The organism is Bartonella sp. HY761 (assembly GCF_026743145.1).
GTDB lineage: Bacteria > Pseudomonadota > Alphaproteobacteria > Rhizobiales > Rhizobiaceae > HY038.
In genome coordinates, this window is the sequence record NZ_CP104887.1 from 1,555,784 (window position 1) to 1,572,747 (window position 16,964).

13 protein-coding genes are annotated in these 16,964 nt (G+C 40.3%); 11 read left to right on the top strand and 2 right to left on the bottom strand.

Annotation, left to right across the window (positions count from 1 at the left end; genetic code table 11):
- Positions 1–77 precede the first annotated feature (77 nt).
- The 8 genes from cobS to N6A79_RS06715 all read left to right on the top strand — a co-directional run bounded on the left by cobS (position 78) and on the right by N6A79_RS06715 (position 8,601).
- Entirely contained in the window at positions 78–851 is a 774-nt protein-coding gene (cobS, locus tag N6A79_RS06680) for an adenosylcobinamide-GDP ribazoletransferase (protein ID WP_268547557.1), read from the top strand.
- A gap of 522 nt (positions 852–1,373) precedes the next feature.
- On the top strand, positions 1,374–2,186 hold the full coding sequence (locus N6A79_RS06685) for an ABC transporter substrate-binding protein (protein WP_182419430.1): 813 nt from the start codon (positions 1,374–1,376) through the stop codon (positions 2,184–2,186).
- A gap of 289 nt (positions 2,187–2,475) precedes the next feature.
- Entirely contained in the window at positions 2,476–4,233 is a 1,758-nt protein-coding gene (gene lhpI / locus N6A79_RS06690; RefSeq protein WP_268547458.1) for a cis-3-hydroxy-L-proline dehydratase, read from the top strand.
- A gap of 14 nt (positions 4,234–4,247) precedes the next feature.
- Positions 4,248–4,913: an amino acid ABC transporter permease gene (locus tag N6A79_RS06695; RefSeq protein ID WP_182419431.1), complete on the top strand. Its 666-nt coding sequence runs from the start codon at positions 4,248–4,250 to the stop codon at positions 4,911–4,913.
- A gap of 12 nt (positions 4,914–4,925) precedes the next feature.
- Positions 4,926–5,573, top strand: coding sequence for an amino acid ABC transporter permease (locus N6A79_RS06700; protein WP_268547459.1), 648 nt, complete (start codon positions 4,926–4,928; stop codon positions 5,571–5,573).
- A complete protein-coding gene (locus tag N6A79_RS06705; RefSeq protein WP_182419433.1) occupies positions 5,570–6,292 on the top strand; it encodes an amino acid ABC transporter ATP-binding protein in 723 nt (240 codons plus the stop codon). The genes N6A79_RS06700 and N6A79_RS06705 overlap by 4 nt, the downstream gene beginning before the upstream one ends.
- A gap of 121 nt (positions 6,293–6,413) precedes the next feature.
- Positions 6,414–7,439 carry a trans-3-hydroxy-L-proline dehydratase gene (locus N6A79_RS06710; RefSeq protein WP_268547460.1) on the top strand — a complete coding sequence of 342 codons (1,026 nt, stop codon included), beginning with the start codon at positions 6,414–6,416 and terminating at the stop codon, positions 7,437–7,439.
- 142 nt (positions 7,440–7,581) lie between these two features.
- A complete protein-coding gene (locus N6A79_RS06715; RefSeq protein WP_268547461.1) occupies positions 7,582–8,601 on the top strand; it encodes an Ldh family oxidoreductase in 1,020 nt (339 codons plus the stop codon).
- Between the two features lie 62 nt (positions 8,602–8,663).
- Here the strand turns inward: N6A79_RS06715 and N6A79_RS06720 are convergent, their stop codons facing one another.
- Positions 8,664–9,311 carry a GntR family transcriptional regulator gene (locus tag N6A79_RS06720; RefSeq protein WP_182419436.1) on the bottom strand — a complete coding sequence of 216 codons (648 nt, stop codon included), beginning with the start codon at positions 9,309–9,311 and terminating at the stop codon, positions 8,664–8,666.
- Positions 9,312–9,467: 156 nt separating this feature from the next.
- Here N6A79_RS06720 and N6A79_RS06725 point away from each other — a divergent pair, with 156 nt between their 5' ends.
- From N6A79_RS06725 to N6A79_RS06735, 3 genes are all read left to right on the top strand, one after another.
- The gene (locus N6A79_RS06725; RefSeq protein WP_268547462.1) at positions 9,468–10,430 is read left to right on the top strand and encodes a dihydrodipicolinate synthase family protein; all 963 of its coding nucleotides are present in this window, start codon (positions 9,468–9,470) and stop codon (positions 10,428–10,430) included.
- A gap of 108 nt (positions 10,431–10,538) precedes the next feature.
- Positions 10,539–11,801 carry an NAD(P)/FAD-dependent oxidoreductase gene (locus N6A79_RS06730; protein ID WP_326848761.1) on the top strand — a complete coding sequence of 421 codons (1,263 nt, stop codon included), beginning with the start codon at positions 10,539–10,541 and terminating at the stop codon, positions 11,799–11,801.
- A gap of 3 nt (positions 11,802–11,804) precedes the next feature.
- Positions 11,805–12,806: a 4-hydroxyproline epimerase gene (locus N6A79_RS06735; protein ID WP_268547463.1), complete on the top strand. Its 1,002-nt coding sequence runs from the start codon at positions 11,805–11,807 to the stop codon at positions 12,804–12,806.
- A 389-nt stretch (positions 12,807–13,195) separates the two neighbouring features.
- Here N6A79_RS06735 and N6A79_RS06740 read toward each other — a convergent pair whose 3' ends face one another.
- Entirely contained in the window at positions 13,196–16,042 is a 2,847-nt protein-coding gene (locus N6A79_RS06740) for an EAL domain-containing protein (protein ID WP_442784277.1), read from the bottom strand.
- Between the last annotated feature and the right edge of the window lie 922 nt (positions 16,043–16,964).

A 16,964-nucleotide genomic window follows, 5' to 3' on the forward strand; every position in this document is an offset into this window, starting at 1 on the left:
ATTGTTATAAATGTGAATCTCTTTGCGTTGGTTTATACGCTGTTCAAATTGATTTTTCAAAGGATCTTACTATCTTGTTGGCGATTATTGCATCAATATGTCGAAGTTTAGGCTTCCTGACCCGTTTGCCAATTAATAAAAGATGGTATGATCGCTCTTATTTGCCAAGTGATGACGCTGCAAGCTTTCCAATTGCAGGTTTTCTCATTGGCCTGTTTGGTGCTGCATTTTTTTTAATTGCGATATTTTTAAACTTAGGAAATCTAGTTGCAGCAATTATCAGCATTATTGCCATTATATTTTTAACTGGGGCCCTTCATGAAGATGGCTTAAGCGATACTTTTGATGGTTTTTTTGCGCCCAAGAACCGCGATCAGCGCCTTGAAATCATGAAAGATTCACGTATTGGGGTTTTGGGCGCTTTGTCGCTTATTTTGTCTATTTTATTAAAGATAGCCTTATTAAATAATCTTTCAACGCAATTTAGCGTAAGCTGTGCAATAATTGCGTTGATTGGTGCAGAAACAATCAGCCGCGCTGCCATGATATGGCTTTGGTATCATTCTCCTTTTGCCCGTTCAAATGGTGTGGCTGTTGCGGCCGGTGCACCAACTCAAATAATGATACGTAATGGATTATTGATTAGTGCATTTTTACTATTTTTGTTAATCGTTCCTTTTTTTGGTCTTATACACTTTATTATAGCGGTCTTACTGACAATGTTTGCTGCATTTTTATTTATGCGCCTTTGCCAGAATAAAATTGATGGAATTACTGGCGATTGCCTTGGTGCATTGCAACAAATATCCGTATTGGTCTTTTTAATCGGTGTTTCAATAAGTTATATATAAAAAGAAATAAAAATATTGAACATATTTTGCTCATACCATTCATATTAATTGTGATAATTTTTAATTTCGCAAAAGGAATTTTTTATCCCATTTTATCCAAGAGAAACATGAGATTTAAAAAGCAACTTAAAATATTTTGCGACGTCTATTTATGCCGGAGGTAAAAGTTAAGTCCTTAATGTTTTGAAAAATAGCGAAAGAATTTTAATTTTTTTCTTGATTTACGATATCACTACTATATTATAGATATATCAGAAAGAAAAAATCATTTAAATTGTTAATTGTACATGGAAGAACACCAAAATTTAGACGGCTATTTGATTCATTAATACAATAGGTTATTTTTTTAAAAGGCTTTGTGTTTTTTATCTATGCTTACAAGCTGGGGAGCTGAGCGGTGACGATAAAACAAGGTGTTTTTTTAAAATAGTTGATAGTCGTTTTCCAGTCTCAAAGCAAAATGGCACCAGTTTTTCTGGATGTTGTTTGTTTAAAAACTACAAATGAAATGGGAGTAAACGAATGAAACACAAACTATATACTGCTGGTTTAGCTGCATCGCTATTAGTATCATCCGCATTAATGGCTTCAGCTGATAAGCTAGATGATATTATTAGTTCAGGCACCTTGCGCTGTGCTGTTACGCTTGACTTTCCTCCGATGGGGTCACGTGATGATAAAAATACACCAATTGGCTTTGATGTTGATTATTGCGGAGATTTGGCTAAAGCCCTCGGTGTAAAAGTTGAAATCGTTGAAACACCGTTTCCAGATCGCGTTCCTGCATTGATGTCAGACCGCGCTGATGTAGTTATTGCCTCAACATCTGATACTCTTGAACGGGCGAAAGTTGTTGGTTTTTCAGTTCCTTATATGGTCAACCGCATGGTTATTTTGACGCGCGAGGAAACTGGAATTAATACTTATGAGGATCTTAAAGGCCGTAAGCTTGGAAATACTGCAAGCACCTTTGAAGAAGGTATGATGAAAGCCGATATCGAAAAATGGGGCGGTGGCGCTTACAGTGCCTATCAGTCGCAAAACGATACTATCCTTGCTGTAGCTCAAGGTCACATTGAAGCAAGTGTATTAACCGAAAGCACGGCGCAGCAGGCTATTAAAACAGGAAATTACCCAAACCTAGTCATTAAGGGGGTAGCGCCTTATGTTCCTGATTATTATGGCATAGCAACAAAACGCCAAGAATATGGTCTTATTAATTATCTAAATCTTTTTGTCCATCAACAAGTTCGTACAGGCCGCTATCAAGAACTTTACACAAAATGGTTTAATGGCGATGCCCCATCTTTAATCGTTGAAAAGACCTATCGCTAACATATCATTGATGAAAAATGACTAAATAACAATAAAGCCAGTATATATGACTAATCATTTAATTGGTCATATATAATTATTATGTCTAAAAAAGATAGCTTTATTTAATACGTCTCTCATTCAATGCTACCTTAATTCCAAGCTAATCTTATCCCTCTGATTTCAAATAATAATTAGAGGGATAGTGCAAATTATATTCTACCTAATCTTGTTCTAATTATGTGATAAATGCTTTTGCTGCTTAATTAAATATAGCTGATAAGCAAGATAATTTTTATTGGAGTGAATTTTGGGACCTAAAAATAGGCAACCAGATAATGGGAAAATAGAATTTAATACAGATTATCATATGGGCGGCGATGTCGTTGGTGATTTGATTTTTGCAAATGAGGCACTAAGTTTCTGGGGCGGTGTATCGCCTGAAACTGGCGAAGTGATTGATAGACATCATCCTTTAAGTGGTCATGTATTAACAGGCAAAATTCTTGCAATACCTGGTGGGCGTGGTTCTTGTACAGGTAGTGCTGTGATGCTTGAACTTCTATTAAAAGGAACAGCCCCAAGTGGTCTTATTTTAGCCCAGAGAGATGAAATTCTTATCCTAGGCGTGATGATTGCTAAAATGTTTTTTGATATTTCAATGCCCGTTGCGGTGATAGGAGTTGAGGATTTTAAGCAGTTAGAGAATTTTTCTCATAGTGCAATCATGAATGACTTTGTTCTTGCCGCTCATCATGAAATTGACCGCTCATTAATTGCTCCCCAAATAGAAAATTCTAAAATGCAAATAGGCTTAAGCAATCAAGACCAAAAAATGCTTGCTGGCGATTTTGGAAAAGCAAAATCAATGGCAATGATGGTTATTTGCAAAATGGCCGAGTTGCAAAATGCACAAGAATTAATTGATGTAACTCAAGTACATATTGATGGTTGCATTTATACTGGTGAGGGCGGATATCGTTTTGCTAAAATGTTACGCGATGCAGGTGGTAAAGTCGCCGTTCCAACATCAATGAATTCCATCTCACTTGATATGAAGCGTTGGCAAATGCAAGGTGTCAATGAAAAAGAGGCCAAAAACTCAAGCGCACTTGCAAGCGCCTATACCGATATGGGTGCAAAACCTACCTATACATGTGCGCCTTATCTACTTCCAACGGCTCCTCAATTGGGAGATAATATAGGTTGGGCAGAATCCAATGCCGTGGTTTTTGCCAATAGCGTCCTAGGTGCTCACACACAAAAATATCCAGATTTCTTAGATGCATGTATCGCGATAGCCGGTAGAGCCCCTAAGGCTGGCTGCCATTTAGATATTGGTCGTATTCCAACTTTACTTATAAATGTGGAAAAGACAGACAATATTGATGATGCTTTTTACCCTCTCCTTGGTTATACTATTGGTGATGTCGTAGGCCATCAAATCCCCCTCATATGCGGCTTGGAACAATATCAACCAACACGTGATAATCTGAAAGCTTTAAGTGCCGCATTTGCAACCACTTCAGGAGCACCAATGTTCCATATTGAGGGAATTACGCCAGAAGCAAAAGACAATCCTCAATGGAAAAAGATGATAAACAAAACCATAAATCTTAATAAATTTGATTTGGTTAAAAATTGGCAATCATTAAATGGCTTCAGTCCAGATGAGATTGATCTTATTGCACTCGGTAATCCACATTTTTCATTTGAAGAAGCACAATGCTTAGCAAGTTTGGTCGCGGGCAGACGAAAGAACCCTTTAGTTGATTTTATGGTGACTATGGGCCGCGATGTTTTTGCCAACCTTAAAAAAAGTGAATCTTATAGCGTACTTCGATCATTCAACATAAATTTTGTCAATGATACCTGTTGGTGCATGATCACAAAGCCTGTGATTGGTAAAAATGTTCAAACTATTATGACAAATTCAGGAAAATACGCTCACTATGGTGAAGGTCTTACTGGTTGCAAAATGCGTTTTGGCAGTCTTGCAGATTGTGTAGAAGCGGCAATTTATGGAAAAATTTCAAAAAAACTACCCAACTGGTTGGGTAATAATTAACTTCAGAGGTGAATATGTTCAATTATACATTTCAATGGAGGGTTGTTTGGCAAAATCTCGATAAATTGTTAGAAGGTGCATGGGTTAGCCTTTACACTGCAGCAATTAGCGTAATTTTAGCTATTATTCTCGCCTTGATACTACTGGTGTTCCGCCGTTCCAATAATATTTTTCTTACAAGTTTCGCGTCATGTTGGATATCTATTGCGCGTAATACTCCAGCGCTTTTACAAGTTTATTTTATCTATTTCGGCCTTGGCGCTTATGGTATTTTTTTGGGGTCATGGCTTACATTGCTCGTTGGTATTACTTTTAACAGTGCGGGCTATTTGGCCGAAAATTTCCGTGGCGGCATGCAAGCTGTGCCAGAAACCCAAACCCGCGCGGCACGCTCATTAGGCATGAGCGCTTATCAAGCCTTTACATTGGTTGTTGTTCCGCAATTGTTGCGCGTAATTTATTACCCACTCACCAACCAGATGATATGGACGCTATTAATGACATCTCTTGGCGTAATTGTTGGTCTTGATTCAGATCTGATGGCGATAACCAAAGGTATTGCAGATCAAACCTATCGCACTTTTGAAATCTTTTTTGCAGCAGCCATTATCTATTATATTTTGAGCAAGATCCTGCTGCTCGCAGCACGCCTCTGCGCTCATAAAATATTGCGCTATTAAGGGAGTTAATTGATGTTTTTTGGTAAATTATCATGGAATGATATTCTCTATATGGCCAATGGCGCTTTGGTGACTATCGAACTTACTGCTCTTGCAATGCTTATTGGAACCATAATTGGCGTATTCTGTGGGTTCTTACGTGCTGGTGCCCCCACCTTATCTGCGCCTTTATCGTGGTTTTTGGACATTACTCGTAGTGTACCATTGCTTATTCAATTTGTGGTCTTTAACTCGTTCAAAAGTGTTATAGGGCTAAATTGGAGCGCATTTACAATTGCTTGTATCGTACTTGGACTCTACGCCGCATCTTATTGTACTGAAATTGTGCGTAGTGGCGTTTTGGCTGTGCCTTCAAATTTACGTAGAGCGAGCCGCTCCTTAGGGCTTAGTTGGTGGCAAGACATTATCTATATTGTTTTACCTCTCGCAACGCGAATTTCGTTTCCTGGTTGGCTCAACCTTACACTGTCAGTCATGAAAGACACAGCTCTTGTCTTCTGGATTGGAATTGTAGAATTATTACGGACTGCGCAACAGGTTAATGTTCGCTTAAATGAACCATTGCTGATATTTTTTATTGCAGGTGTTTTCTATTATATCATTAGTTGGGTTGTTTCCCGTATTGGCGCCCACTTTGAAAAGAAATGGGGTGCAGCATGATTGAAATTCATGAAGTTTCAAAATCCTTCGGTAACTTAGAAGTTTTAAAAGGGGTTTCACTTAACGTTAATAATGGCGAAGTGATGTCGGTCATCGGTGGATCTGGCTCTGGTAAATCAACAATGCTTATGTGCATTAATGGACTAGAGCGTATTAATAGCGGATTTATAAAAATTGATGGTACAAGTGTTTTTGATAAAAGCACAAATATTGATAAGCTTCGGCAAAAGATTGGTATTGTATTTCAACAATGGAATGCTTTTCCCCACCTGAGCGTTATTGAAAATGTTATGCTCGCGCCCCGAAAAGTCTTAAAAATGAACAAGAAAGACGCGCGTGACATGGCCGTAAAGCAACTGGAGCATGTTGGACTAGGCTCGAAGCTTGATGTATATCCCTCGCAATTATCTGGTGGACAGCAACAACGGATGGCAATTGCGCGAGCCCTTGCTATGTCGCCAGATTATATGTTGTTTGATGAAGCCACTTCAGCGCTTGATCCACAATTAGTCGGCGAAGTATTAGATACGATGCGCACCTTGGCAAAAGAAGGCATGACCATGATATTGGTAACCCATGAGATTAGCTTCGCGCGTGAAGTATCTGATCGCGTTGCTTTTTTCCATCAAGGAAAAATTCATGAAATTGGAACACCGGATGAAGTTTTAAAAAATCCTCAGCGGCAGGAAACTATTGAATTTTTGCAATCAGTTCGATGAGTAGTTCTCCCAATATATAGTGAAAGCGCCGTATACTTACGTGCATTTAAACCAATTGACTATTAGCTTTCTAAGTTAATTTCATTTTGCTAATTATCTATTATAAAAGGATATTGCAATTATGCGTAGCAATAAGATTATTCACGTCGTGACATGTCATGCTGAAGGTGAAGTGGGGGATGTTATTGTTGGAGGTGTCCTCCCTCCTCCTGGAGATACAGTTTGGGAGAAATCTCGCTTCATAGCTCAAGATCAAAATTTGCGCAGTTTCGTTCTGAATGAACCGCGCGGCGGCGTATTTCGTCATGTTAATTTACTTGTTCCTCCAACTGATCCTAAAGCGCAAATGGGGTGGATTATTATGGAGCCGGAAGATACGCCGCCAATGTCAGGTTCCAACTCTATTTGTGTTGCAACTGTTCTCTTGGATAGTGGCATTATCCCCATGCAGGAGCCGGTTACCAAGCTATATTTGGAGCCCCCTATGGGCTTAATTGAGATTGAAGCGGAATGCAAAAATGGTAAAGCTGAGCGGATACATGTGACCAATGTTCCCTCATTTGTAGATAAGCTGGATGCGCAAATCGAAGTAGAAGGAATAGGTACCATCAAAGTTGATACCGCCTTTGGCGGCGATAGTTTTGTTGTCGTACAAGCAAGTGATATCGGCTTGGAAATACGACCAGAATCGGCCGATCAATTAGCTAAAATTGGTGTTAAAATAACACAAGCTGCCAATGAACAAATAGGCTTCAAGCACCCATTAAAAGATTGGAACCATATTTCCTTTTGCGCCATCACTGAGCCTGTCCAACGTATCAATGGTATCCTTACTGGTAAAAGTGCGGTTGTCATTCGCCCTGGTAAAATAGACCGTTCGCCAACTGGAACATTTTGCTCAGCTCGTATGGCACTTTTATATGCAAAAGGTGAAATGGCTATAGGTGAAAAATTCATTGGCACATCTATCATTAATACTGAATTCCATTGCCAGTTAGCTGAAAAGGTCGATATTGCCGATAAAAAAGCAATTATTCCGGTTATTTCAGGGCGGGCATGGATTACTGGAGTTTCTCAGCTGATGTTGGATCCATCTGATCCATTTCCCAATGGCTATCGCATATCCGATACTTGGCCAAATGGATAAATAATCTTAACAAACGACTTTACTCGTGATAGAGCAAGCATGTTTTTAAATTGCTTATGAGCCATGCATGATACGTTTAGCCATATGCGGATTTTATCTATCGATTGCACCAATAATTTAAACTATATATTTAGGAACAATTATGTCCAACCAAGTTGTAACATTGTCTTTTAACGAGCTAAGTGCATTAGTTTGTAAAATTTTAATAAAAGCCGGTGTGCATAAAGATACTGCTCAACTCATTGCTAATAATTGTGTAACCTGTGAAGCGGATGGAACCCATAGCCACGGGTTATTTAGGGTTGCCGGTTATTTATCTTCATTAAAATGCGGTTGGGTAAACGGCGATGCAAAACCGATTATCGACGATTGCGGCGCTTCCTTTATTCGGGTAAATGCTGATAATGGATTTGCTCAACTGTCTTTAGCTGCAGCTAAGCCCTTGCTTTTGCAAAAAGTCAAAGAGACTGGTGTTTGCGTGTTATCAATTGCCTTATCTCATCATTTAAGTGCTCTTTGGCCTGATGTTGAGCCCTTTGCGCGAGAAGGTCTTGTTGCATTGAGTTTTGTTGCTGGACTGCCTGTAGTTGTTCACCCTGGTGGGCGTAAGACAATTTATGGCACTAATCCTTTTGCTTTTGCTTCACCAGTTGCTGATGACAACCCTTTAGTATTTGACTTTGCAACAAGTGCACTTTCCAATGGTGATACACGCATTGCAGCAAGCAAAGGTCATTTGCTTGCTGATAATTCTGGAATTGATCGTAATGGCGATGCAACCAATGACCCAAAGGCTATACTTGATGGGGGAGCTTTGCTGCCCTTTGGTGGGCACAAAGGGGCGGCAATTATTCTCATGGTAGAAATACTAGCGGGCGCTCTTACTGGCGGCGCATTTTCAACCGAAGTTGATTTTAAAGGCTATGAGGGGGCCGAAACCCCAAAAACAGGACAACTCTTCATTGTTATTGATCCAAAGCGCGGTAATAATTTTGATTTTGCAACGCGGGTTAAAGGTTTGCTCGATCTTATACGTGATAGTGGTAGCGATGTAAGACTACCCGGTGACAAACGCTATCAGCAACGCCAAAAAGCATTGCGTGAAGGAATTACTATTCCCAAAAACCGCTATGACGAATTACTTTCCTATTTAGTTGATTAAACGAGCATTGTCGTAAATATCGCCTAACATGATATTTACGACAAAATCTTTACCTAAGATGTTTAAGCCATCATCTCACGCAAGTGATGCATTAATTCACGCGCTTTATTGCCAGCTACATCAGAATCCCCTGACATAATGCTGTCAATTAACTCAATATGCGCTGCTGCTGATCTACGAATAGCATCTTGACCGCGATGCAATCGATACCAAAACCGCCTTGAATGGGTTTGTAATGGCGCTACAACACGTGCTGCAAAAACATTGCCGGCAGATCTGCCAAGATTTTCATCAAAGATCTTATCGGCATCTAGAAACAAAAAAGCGTCGTTGATTTCAACTGATTCTTTTAACTGCTTAGAAGCCAATTTCATCCGCTCAAAATCAGGTGCTCCAGCATAGCGTGCAGCATCGCGCGCCAGTAACACTTCAAGTCCTTCTCGGGCGTCAATTACACGCGCAAAATCTTGCGGCTCTAACGCAGTTACCGCAATGCCTGAGCGCGGGCGAATTTCAAAAAAGCCTTCCCATGCTAATCTTTGAATGGCTTCACGCACTGGTGTGCGCCCCATACCTGTTGCTTCAATAAGGGAACGCTCATTAACCACCATGCCGGGCTCAAGCACCAATGTAACGATCATCCGTTCAAGGCTTTTATAGGCCAAATCAGCCTGACTATCGGACATCCCAGTAATTTTAATTTCTTCCATTTTTCCGCCTAAAAATCGACTTGACATAAAAATATCTTACTGATATCTATCTGATATATCAATGCCTGTAGTTTGGTTTTTCAATCTTTTTTATGTTTATTTCCAATAGCAGGTCAAAAATATTAAATATATGCTATTCGCAATGAGGAGACGAATATGAGCGCTTCAATATTTTCTGGTGTAATTCCTGCTTTGATGACCCCTTGTAAAAGTGATCGTAGCCCCGACTTTGATGCTCTGGTAAAAAAGGGGCATCAACTTATAGAAAGTGGCATGTCGGCGGTTGTCTATTGTGGTTCAATGGGAGATTGGCCACTTTTGACTGATGCGCAACGTATGGAAGGTGTGGAGCGTCTCGCAAATGCTGGTATCCCAGTTATTGTTGGCACTGGCGCGGTAAACACTGCAACTGCAGTAGCTCACGCAGCCCACGCCCAAAAGGTTGGCGCAAAAGGTCTTATGGTTATTCCGCGTGTTCTATCGCGTGGTAGCGTTGTCAGCGCGCAAAAACACCATTTTAAGGCCATTTTGTCTGCGGCTCCTGATCTACCAGCTGTCATTTATAATAGCCCTTATTATGGTTTTGCAACTCGTGCCGATTTGTTTTTTGCTTTACGGCAAGATCATAAAAATCTCGTTGGTTTTAAAGAGTTTGGTGGCGCTGATGACATGCTTTACGCGGCTGAAAACATTACTAGCCAAGATGATGAAGTAACCTTTATGATCGGCGTAGATACCACTGTTGTTCATGGCTTTGTTAATTGTGGTGCAACGGGTGCAATCACAGGCATTGGCAATGTGCTGCCTAAAGAAATCATCCATCTTTGCAATCTTTCTATGGCCGCGGCCAAGGGCGATGTAGATGCGCGGAACCGCGCCTATGAATTGGAACATGCTTTAGCGATCCTTTCATCGTTTGATGCAGGCCCGGATCTTGTTCTTTATTTCAAATATATGATGGTTTTAAAGGGTGATAAAGAATACAGCCTACACTTTAATGAAAGTGATGAATTAACAGCAAGTCAACGTGGATTTGTTGAAACACAATTCAACCTATTCAATACTTGGTATGCTGAGTGGTCAAAATTAGCTGGCGCCGTAACAAAATATAAGCCGTAAATACAATTTTGATAAAAGCCCTACTAAAAAAATAGGGCTTCATTTTAAAGCATAGGAATATATTTATCATATTTACATGCTGATGCTTGGTTATTCACGATCAAATCTGTGGGAGGAGGCATGATGGATAACACACCCAAAGATATTGTCATCATTGGAGGAGGCATTATCGGTATTGCGAGTGCCGCTTTACTTAGCGAAAAAGGGCATAAAGTGACCCTTATTGATCGCACTGGCATTACCGAGGAGACAAGCTCTGGTAATGCTGGTGCATTTGCATTTACAGATGTGTTACCAATTGCATCAAAAGGTATTATGCGTAAATTACCCAAGTGGCTGTTAGATCCGCTTGGACCTTTTACTATTCGGCCAAGCTATTTACCAAGCCTCATTCCTTGGCTTTACCAATTTTGGCGTGCTAGCAGTAAATCAAAACAAGTTCATACCATTGAAGCACAAGTTGCAATGATGGGACTTGCCGAAAAGGAAATGCTTGCGCTTATAAAACGGGCTTCGCTTGAAAACTACCTTGGCACAATGGGCAATTTAGAAGTTTATGAAAGTGAAAACGAATTGCAATCAGCGCTGCCAAGCTGGAAACAACGTGAAAAATATGGCATTGAAGTGCGCCATATGAAAGCTGATGAAATGGCGCAATTGCAGCCAGGTCTTTCACCGCGTTTTGTTGCAGGTAGTTTTGTTGAAGCATGGCGCAATGTTACGGATCCTAAATTATTTGGTAAAGCTCTTTGGCAATATGCGCAAAATCTTGGCGCAAAATTTATAAAGGCGACTATTTTAGAAATAACACCTTTAGAAAATGGTGCGAAAATTATCACTGATAAAGGTGAAAAATTAACCCCTAACTTTACTATTATTGCCTCAGGTGCCTGGTCTAAGCATTTTGCACAAAAATTGGGTGACGCTATCCCTCTAGATACCGAGCGCGGTTATAACACCACATTACCTACTAAGGCACTCGATTTACGCCAACAGGTAACATTTGGCGGTCATGGTTTTGTTATTGTACCGCTTGCTACCGGCATTCGCGTTGGAGGTGCAGTTGAAATGGGCGGGTTAAAATTGCCTGCCAACTTTAAACGATGTGACGCCATGTTGACGAAAGCTAAGACCTTTTTTCCTGATCTTAAAATTGATGGTGGCAAACAATGGATGGGGCACAGACCATCTATTCCCGATGGCTTACCGGTGATTGGCACCGCTAAGGCAAGTCCTTATATTCTATATGCTTTTGGACACGGACATTTGGGGCTTACACAATCTGCTGCCACGGCACGCCTTATTAATGATATTATTGAAAAAAATAGCAGCGAAATATCAATTGCGCCTTTTGATCCTCGGAGGTTTTAAAAAATGGCACGTCATTCGTTTTTTTGTATTGATGGACATACATGTGGTAATCCTGTGCGTTTGGTGGCTGGTGGTGGGCCTCAATTAAGAGGCAGCACCATGATGGAAAAACGCCTACATTTTTTAGCTGAATATGATTGGATCCGTACTGGGCTAATGTTTGAACCTCGTGGTCATGACATGATGTCTGGCTCTATTCTTTATCCGCCAACACGTGATGATTGTGATATTGGTGTTCTTTATATTGAAACATCTGGTTGTTTGCCAATGTGCGGACATGGTACAATTGGTACCGTTACTATGGCGATTGAATATGGTTTAATAACGCCCAAGACACCGGGTAGAATTAGCCTTGATACCCCGGCAGGTAAGGTTGATATTGCTTTTCGACAAAATGGCGAATATGTAGAAGAAGTTCGATTAACCAATGTTCCAGCTTTTCTTTATGCAGAACAGCTTGATGTAGAATGCCCAGTACTTGGTCATTTAAAAGTAGATGTTGCCTATGGTGGCAATTTTTATGCGATTGTCGAACCACAAGAAAATTATTCCGATATGGCTGATTATAACGTTTTGGAGCTTATCGCTTGGAGTCCTATTTTGCGCGAACGCCTTAACGAGCTTTATAATTTTCAACACCCTGAAAAGCCTGAAATAAACCATCTTAGCCATATTATGTGGACAGGAAAGCCAACGCAACCTAGTGCCCATGCTCGTAATGCAGTATTTTATGGTGATAAAGCAATTGATCGTTCGCCTTGTGGTACTGGCACATCAGCGCGGATGGCACAGCTTACAGCCAAAGGGATATTGAAAGAAGGCGACAGTTTTATCCATGAATCTATCATTGGTTCAATGTTTGATGGGCGCGTTGAAAAAATAACACAAGTTGCAGATCGCGCAGCCATCATTCCATCTGTCGCGGGTTGGGCAAGAATGACTGGTTTTAATACAATTTTTATCGATGATCGCGACCCCTATAAGCATGGCTTCATCGTTAAATAATTATAATTTATAAGCCGTAAAAAAACCTTCGCATATTTACGAAGGTTTTTTAAAAAGTCTAAGGCTCTTCAAATAGGCAATGTATTGCCGCAAGGCTTCAATTTATCAAGCTTTCATCTCTGCCCTGTTAACTTATAAAAGCAATTGCAAGCTATCTCATTGGCTATCGATTTCAAACCTCATTATTCACAAAAGCTAAAAATTTTTCAGTACTTTCCATGACAACGCTCATTGTCATTTATAGTAGCTTTTGCTTGATCGCCATTAAAATCTTTACACAAAATTTGAGCGAACAAATATATTTTAAACTAATTGTGTTAAAGTCCTCTCAACTATCCTTCCAATTCCATTTTATATTTAATAAATATTGGTCATACGATGCCCAATATTTATTTTTTATGGTTAGTAATTAATTCAATTACATCATCAATTGCAATCGGCATGCTAAACGTATTGGATTGCAAATATTCGCAATTTGCTTCCTTTAGCATAATGGCAAGACCTTCATTTTCAACACCTTCAGCAATAACCTGAAAACCAAGATCATGAGCCATACCTATGAGTGAGCGCAACAAAATATTTTGCTTTGGCCGTTCATTATTCAGTAAAGAACGATCTAGCTTTATGATGTCAAATGGGAAACGCACAAAGTAAGAAAGTGAAGAATATCCTGTACCAAAATTATCAAGAACCAAGCCGACACCTAAACCTTTAAGACGCTCGAATAAAGATACTGAAAGCTCAGGATTTTGCATAAGAACAGCTTCTGGCATTTCAATCAATAATTGTCCTTCTCGCAATGGATTACGAACCATCATGGATTGAATGCTAGCTACGAGCTCATTGCGCAGCAAATCAGCACTAGGCAGGTTGACCGAAACGAAATACCGGTTGCCAGGAAATTTTTGGTTTAGCAGCATTATGCCTTGTGCTGCGCGATGAAGCACAAAATTTGCCAATTCCAACGTAATTCCCGCGTTTTCCGCGGCCGAAATAAAGTCTTGGGTAAATAATGTACCCCGGCTTGGATGATCCCATTGCAACATTGCTTCAAAGCCGACCAAGGTGCCATCGGCAATTTTTAACACTGGATGATAAACGACATAAAGTTGATTATGGTTCAAGGCTTCACGCAATTCATCATCAATGGAGCGCTTTTCGATATTTTGGCTACGGAAAACCGGCCTAAATGGCTCGATTTTATTACCACCATTATATTTCGCTGCAAACATTGCTAGGATAGCGTCATTCAAACGCTCTTCAGCCGGTGCATTACCACCAAGCCAGGGTAAAAGCCCAATAGAAGCTGTTAACTGCACTTCACGCTTTGCAAAGCTGATAGGCATATTTAAAGCTTTTTTTAGATTGATCGTAAAATTTGCAACCTTTGAAAGATCGCTTTGTGAAGCGAGTAAAAATGCAAACCTATCTGAAGATATACGGCTCAATGTATCTAATGGTTTAAGATGCCGAGCAAGACGCCGCGCCATTGCAAGCAAAAATGTATCGCCAACCGACAATCCGTAACGTTGATTGATTGAACGGAAATTATCAAAATCAATAATTAACAATGTTGGCTTTAAATCTTCATCATTTTGAGCTAAGTCGCAAAAACTTTGCAAGCGATCAAGAAATAATTGTCGATTAGGAAGACCGGTTAAGCTGTCATAGATCGCATTGTGCAATAAACGCTCTTCAGCCTTCTTATGCTCAGTAATATCCATTAACATGCCGACACAACGAATAATTTCGCCGTCTGGCCCAATGACAGGACGTGCCCGCAATGAAAACCAACGATATTGACTATCCCCTGCCCTTAATCTGAAAGTTTGATCTAACCGTCCTGCACGCGTATCAAGAATTGCATCAAGGGTCATCCGGAAACGATCCCGATCATCGGAATGCATAGCTGGTAGCCAATTGCGCATTGGTCCAATAAGACTTTTTGCTGCAGACCCAATATAAATTGATAAATCTGGAGTGGTAACAACGCGGTCCCTTACCACATCCCAATCCCACACGATTTGATCCGTTCCCATAACGGCAAGTGCTTGTCTTTCAAGGTCAGAAAAAATACCCTGATTACCAGCACCGCCAGAAAATGCATGTTGCATAACAGTAAAGCTAAGCAATAATACGATAAGGACGAGCCCACCAGCTAAAGCAGGCTGCACGATATCGTTTTCAAGCTTTCCAGTAACTGCAGCATAGGCAGCAAACAACCAAAGTATGAATAAAATCCAACTTGGCACCAACATAATAGCACGATCATAGCCGCGAATGGTGAGGTAACAAATAAGCAAAACACCAATTAATGCGGTTGCACCAAGAGAAACGCGGGCAAAACCAGCAGCTTGAACCGGATCAAATACCACCATGCCAGCAAGACCGCAAAGGGCTCCAAGCCACAATACAATACCGAAACTAAAATGATAATGCCAACGATGTAAATGAAGGTAGGTAAAGAGAAAAACTAATATTGTGCCTGCTAAGGCCACCTCTGTTCCTGCCCGCCATAGTGGTTCAGAATTAGGAACAACATTTAAAAATTTATTTAAAAAACTAAAATCTACACAAATATAACCAAGTACCGCCCATGCAAAAGCTGCGGTTGCAGGAAAAAGCGAGGTACCTTTAACCACAAATAAAATGGTAAGCAGCAAAGCTAGAAGACCAGAAATACCAAGTAATATTCCACGATACAGCGTATAAGAATTAACTGTATCCTTGTAGGCATCAGGTTCCCACAAATATAATTGCGGCAAATCACGTGATCCAAGCTCTGCTACAAGCGTTACAACAGCACCGGGATTGATTGTAAAGCGGAAAACATCCGAGTCTGGACTAGCCTGACGTTCTAAAGTAAACCCCTCACTTGGAGTTATCGATCGTATCCTAATAGAACCTAAATCAGGATCAAGTAAGCCAGAACCTGCTAGCCGATAATGGGGTGCTACAATTAACCTATCAAGCTGTTGGTCGCTTGGATTGGCAAGAGTTAAAACAGCCCAATTGCCTTGCGAGTTTTCACTATTAGCTTGCACTTCAATCCGATGGATGATTCCTTCTGGATCAGGAGGGGTTGAAATACTAAAGCTCGAACCTTGATCAAGGTTTATTTCAACTAGCCCAGAAAGGTCAAGGGCGGCACTATCAGGTGATATTTTAATTGGATCAGCAGCATTAGCGGCTATTGATAGGCCAATTAGCATAAAAAATAAAAGGATGAAGCGCATAGAAAAGCGAATTATAGCCAATTGGGGCCTCCGACACTTTTTGCATTATCAAGCTGTGTGCATATAAATGCATGTTTAGATAAAGGCTTTCGGCTTTGGCTCGGCATTAGACCAATTATCCCTTTATATTAGAAAATTTAGGCAAATCACCTTGCCCGATTTTAATAAATCAATAAAGACCCTTTGCAGGGCTTTCAAGCTATTTAATGGCATGCAATCCAGAAAATTATAAATCATGACGATGGCACTTCTTTAATTTGTCATGCGACCATAAGCAATACATCAAAATAATAAATATTTTAGGAACGCCCCTATTTTTATTATAGTTTCATTTCATTGTGGTTTTATGGGGAGTAAAATGATTACTGACCATACAGATGAACAATCGGAGCGCATAGTACCCATCATTGGTTATGGACGAACTGGACAGCGTGGTGGTAATACAAATAACCGCAGCTTTATCAACGCGTTGATCTGGCAAGCGCTCAGGTCGGCGTTAGTGCGACCTTCTAGCTTGTTTTGGCCCTTAAGGAACAATAAATGGACGCGAATAATTGCGTATTGAAAAGAGTTTCCCACCTGAGCGGTTAGAGAAAATTGCTATAGAGCCGGCCACCATATGACTGATGCTTGATGCAAGATTTGTTCATGCTTATGCTCAATCAGCACGAGCGCGGAAAAGGAGAGCGTTGATGCCCATGATCTTGGTTATTCCAAAGGCGGCTTAACTAGTAAAATGCATGTTGCTTGAGATGCTTTGGGTACACTATTATGTCCAATTGTGACTTAAAACTATTTTAACTTACGAAATCGTAATGGCATTATGCAAGTTAACAAGCAATAAATGCTTAACTGCAACATAGCGCAGCCCTTCTTTAAACAGCATAATTTCTGAATGTATATTTAAAGATCCGCTCGATAA

Excerpts from the sequence above, each read along its gene's own strand:
- N6A79_RS06715 (WP_268547461.1), top strand. The coding sequence starts at position 7,582 with ATGTCCAACCAAGTTGTAACATTGTCTTTTAACGAGCTAAGTGCATTA.
- N6A79_RS06700 (WP_268547459.1), top strand. The coding sequence starts at position 4,926 with ATGTTTTTTGGTAAATTATCATGGAATGATATTCTCTATATGGCCAAT.
- N6A79_RS06725 (WP_268547462.1), top strand. The coding sequence starts at position 9,468 with ATGAGCGCTTCAATATTTTCTGGTGTAATTCCTGCTTTGATGACCCCT.
- N6A79_RS06720 (WP_182419436.1), bottom strand. The coding sequence starts at position 9,311 with ATGGAAGAAATTAAAATTACTGGGATGTCCGATAGTCAGGCTGATTTG.
- N6A79_RS06695 (WP_182419431.1), top strand. The coding sequence starts at position 4,248 with ATGTTCAATTATACATTTCAATGGAGGGTTGTTTGGCAAAATCTCGAT.
- N6A79_RS06710 (WP_268547460.1), top strand. The coding sequence starts at position 6,414 with ATGCGTAGCAATAAGATTATTCACGTCGTGACATGTCATGCTGAAGGT.
- N6A79_RS06735 (WP_268547463.1), top strand. The coding sequence starts at position 11,805 with ATGGCACGTCATTCGTTTTTTTGTATTGATGGACATACATGTGGTAAT.
- N6A79_RS06705 (WP_182419433.1), top strand. The coding sequence starts at position 5,570 with ATGATTGAAATTCATGAAGTTTCAAAATCCTTCGGTAACTTAGAAGTT.
- N6A79_RS06685 (WP_182419430.1), top strand. The coding sequence starts at position 1,374 with ATGAAACACAAACTATATACTGCTGGTTTAGCTGCATCGCTATTAGTA.
- N6A79_RS06740 (WP_442784277.1), bottom strand. The coding sequence starts at position 16,042 with ATGCGCTTCATCCTTTTATTTTTTATGCTAATTGGCCTATCAATAGCC.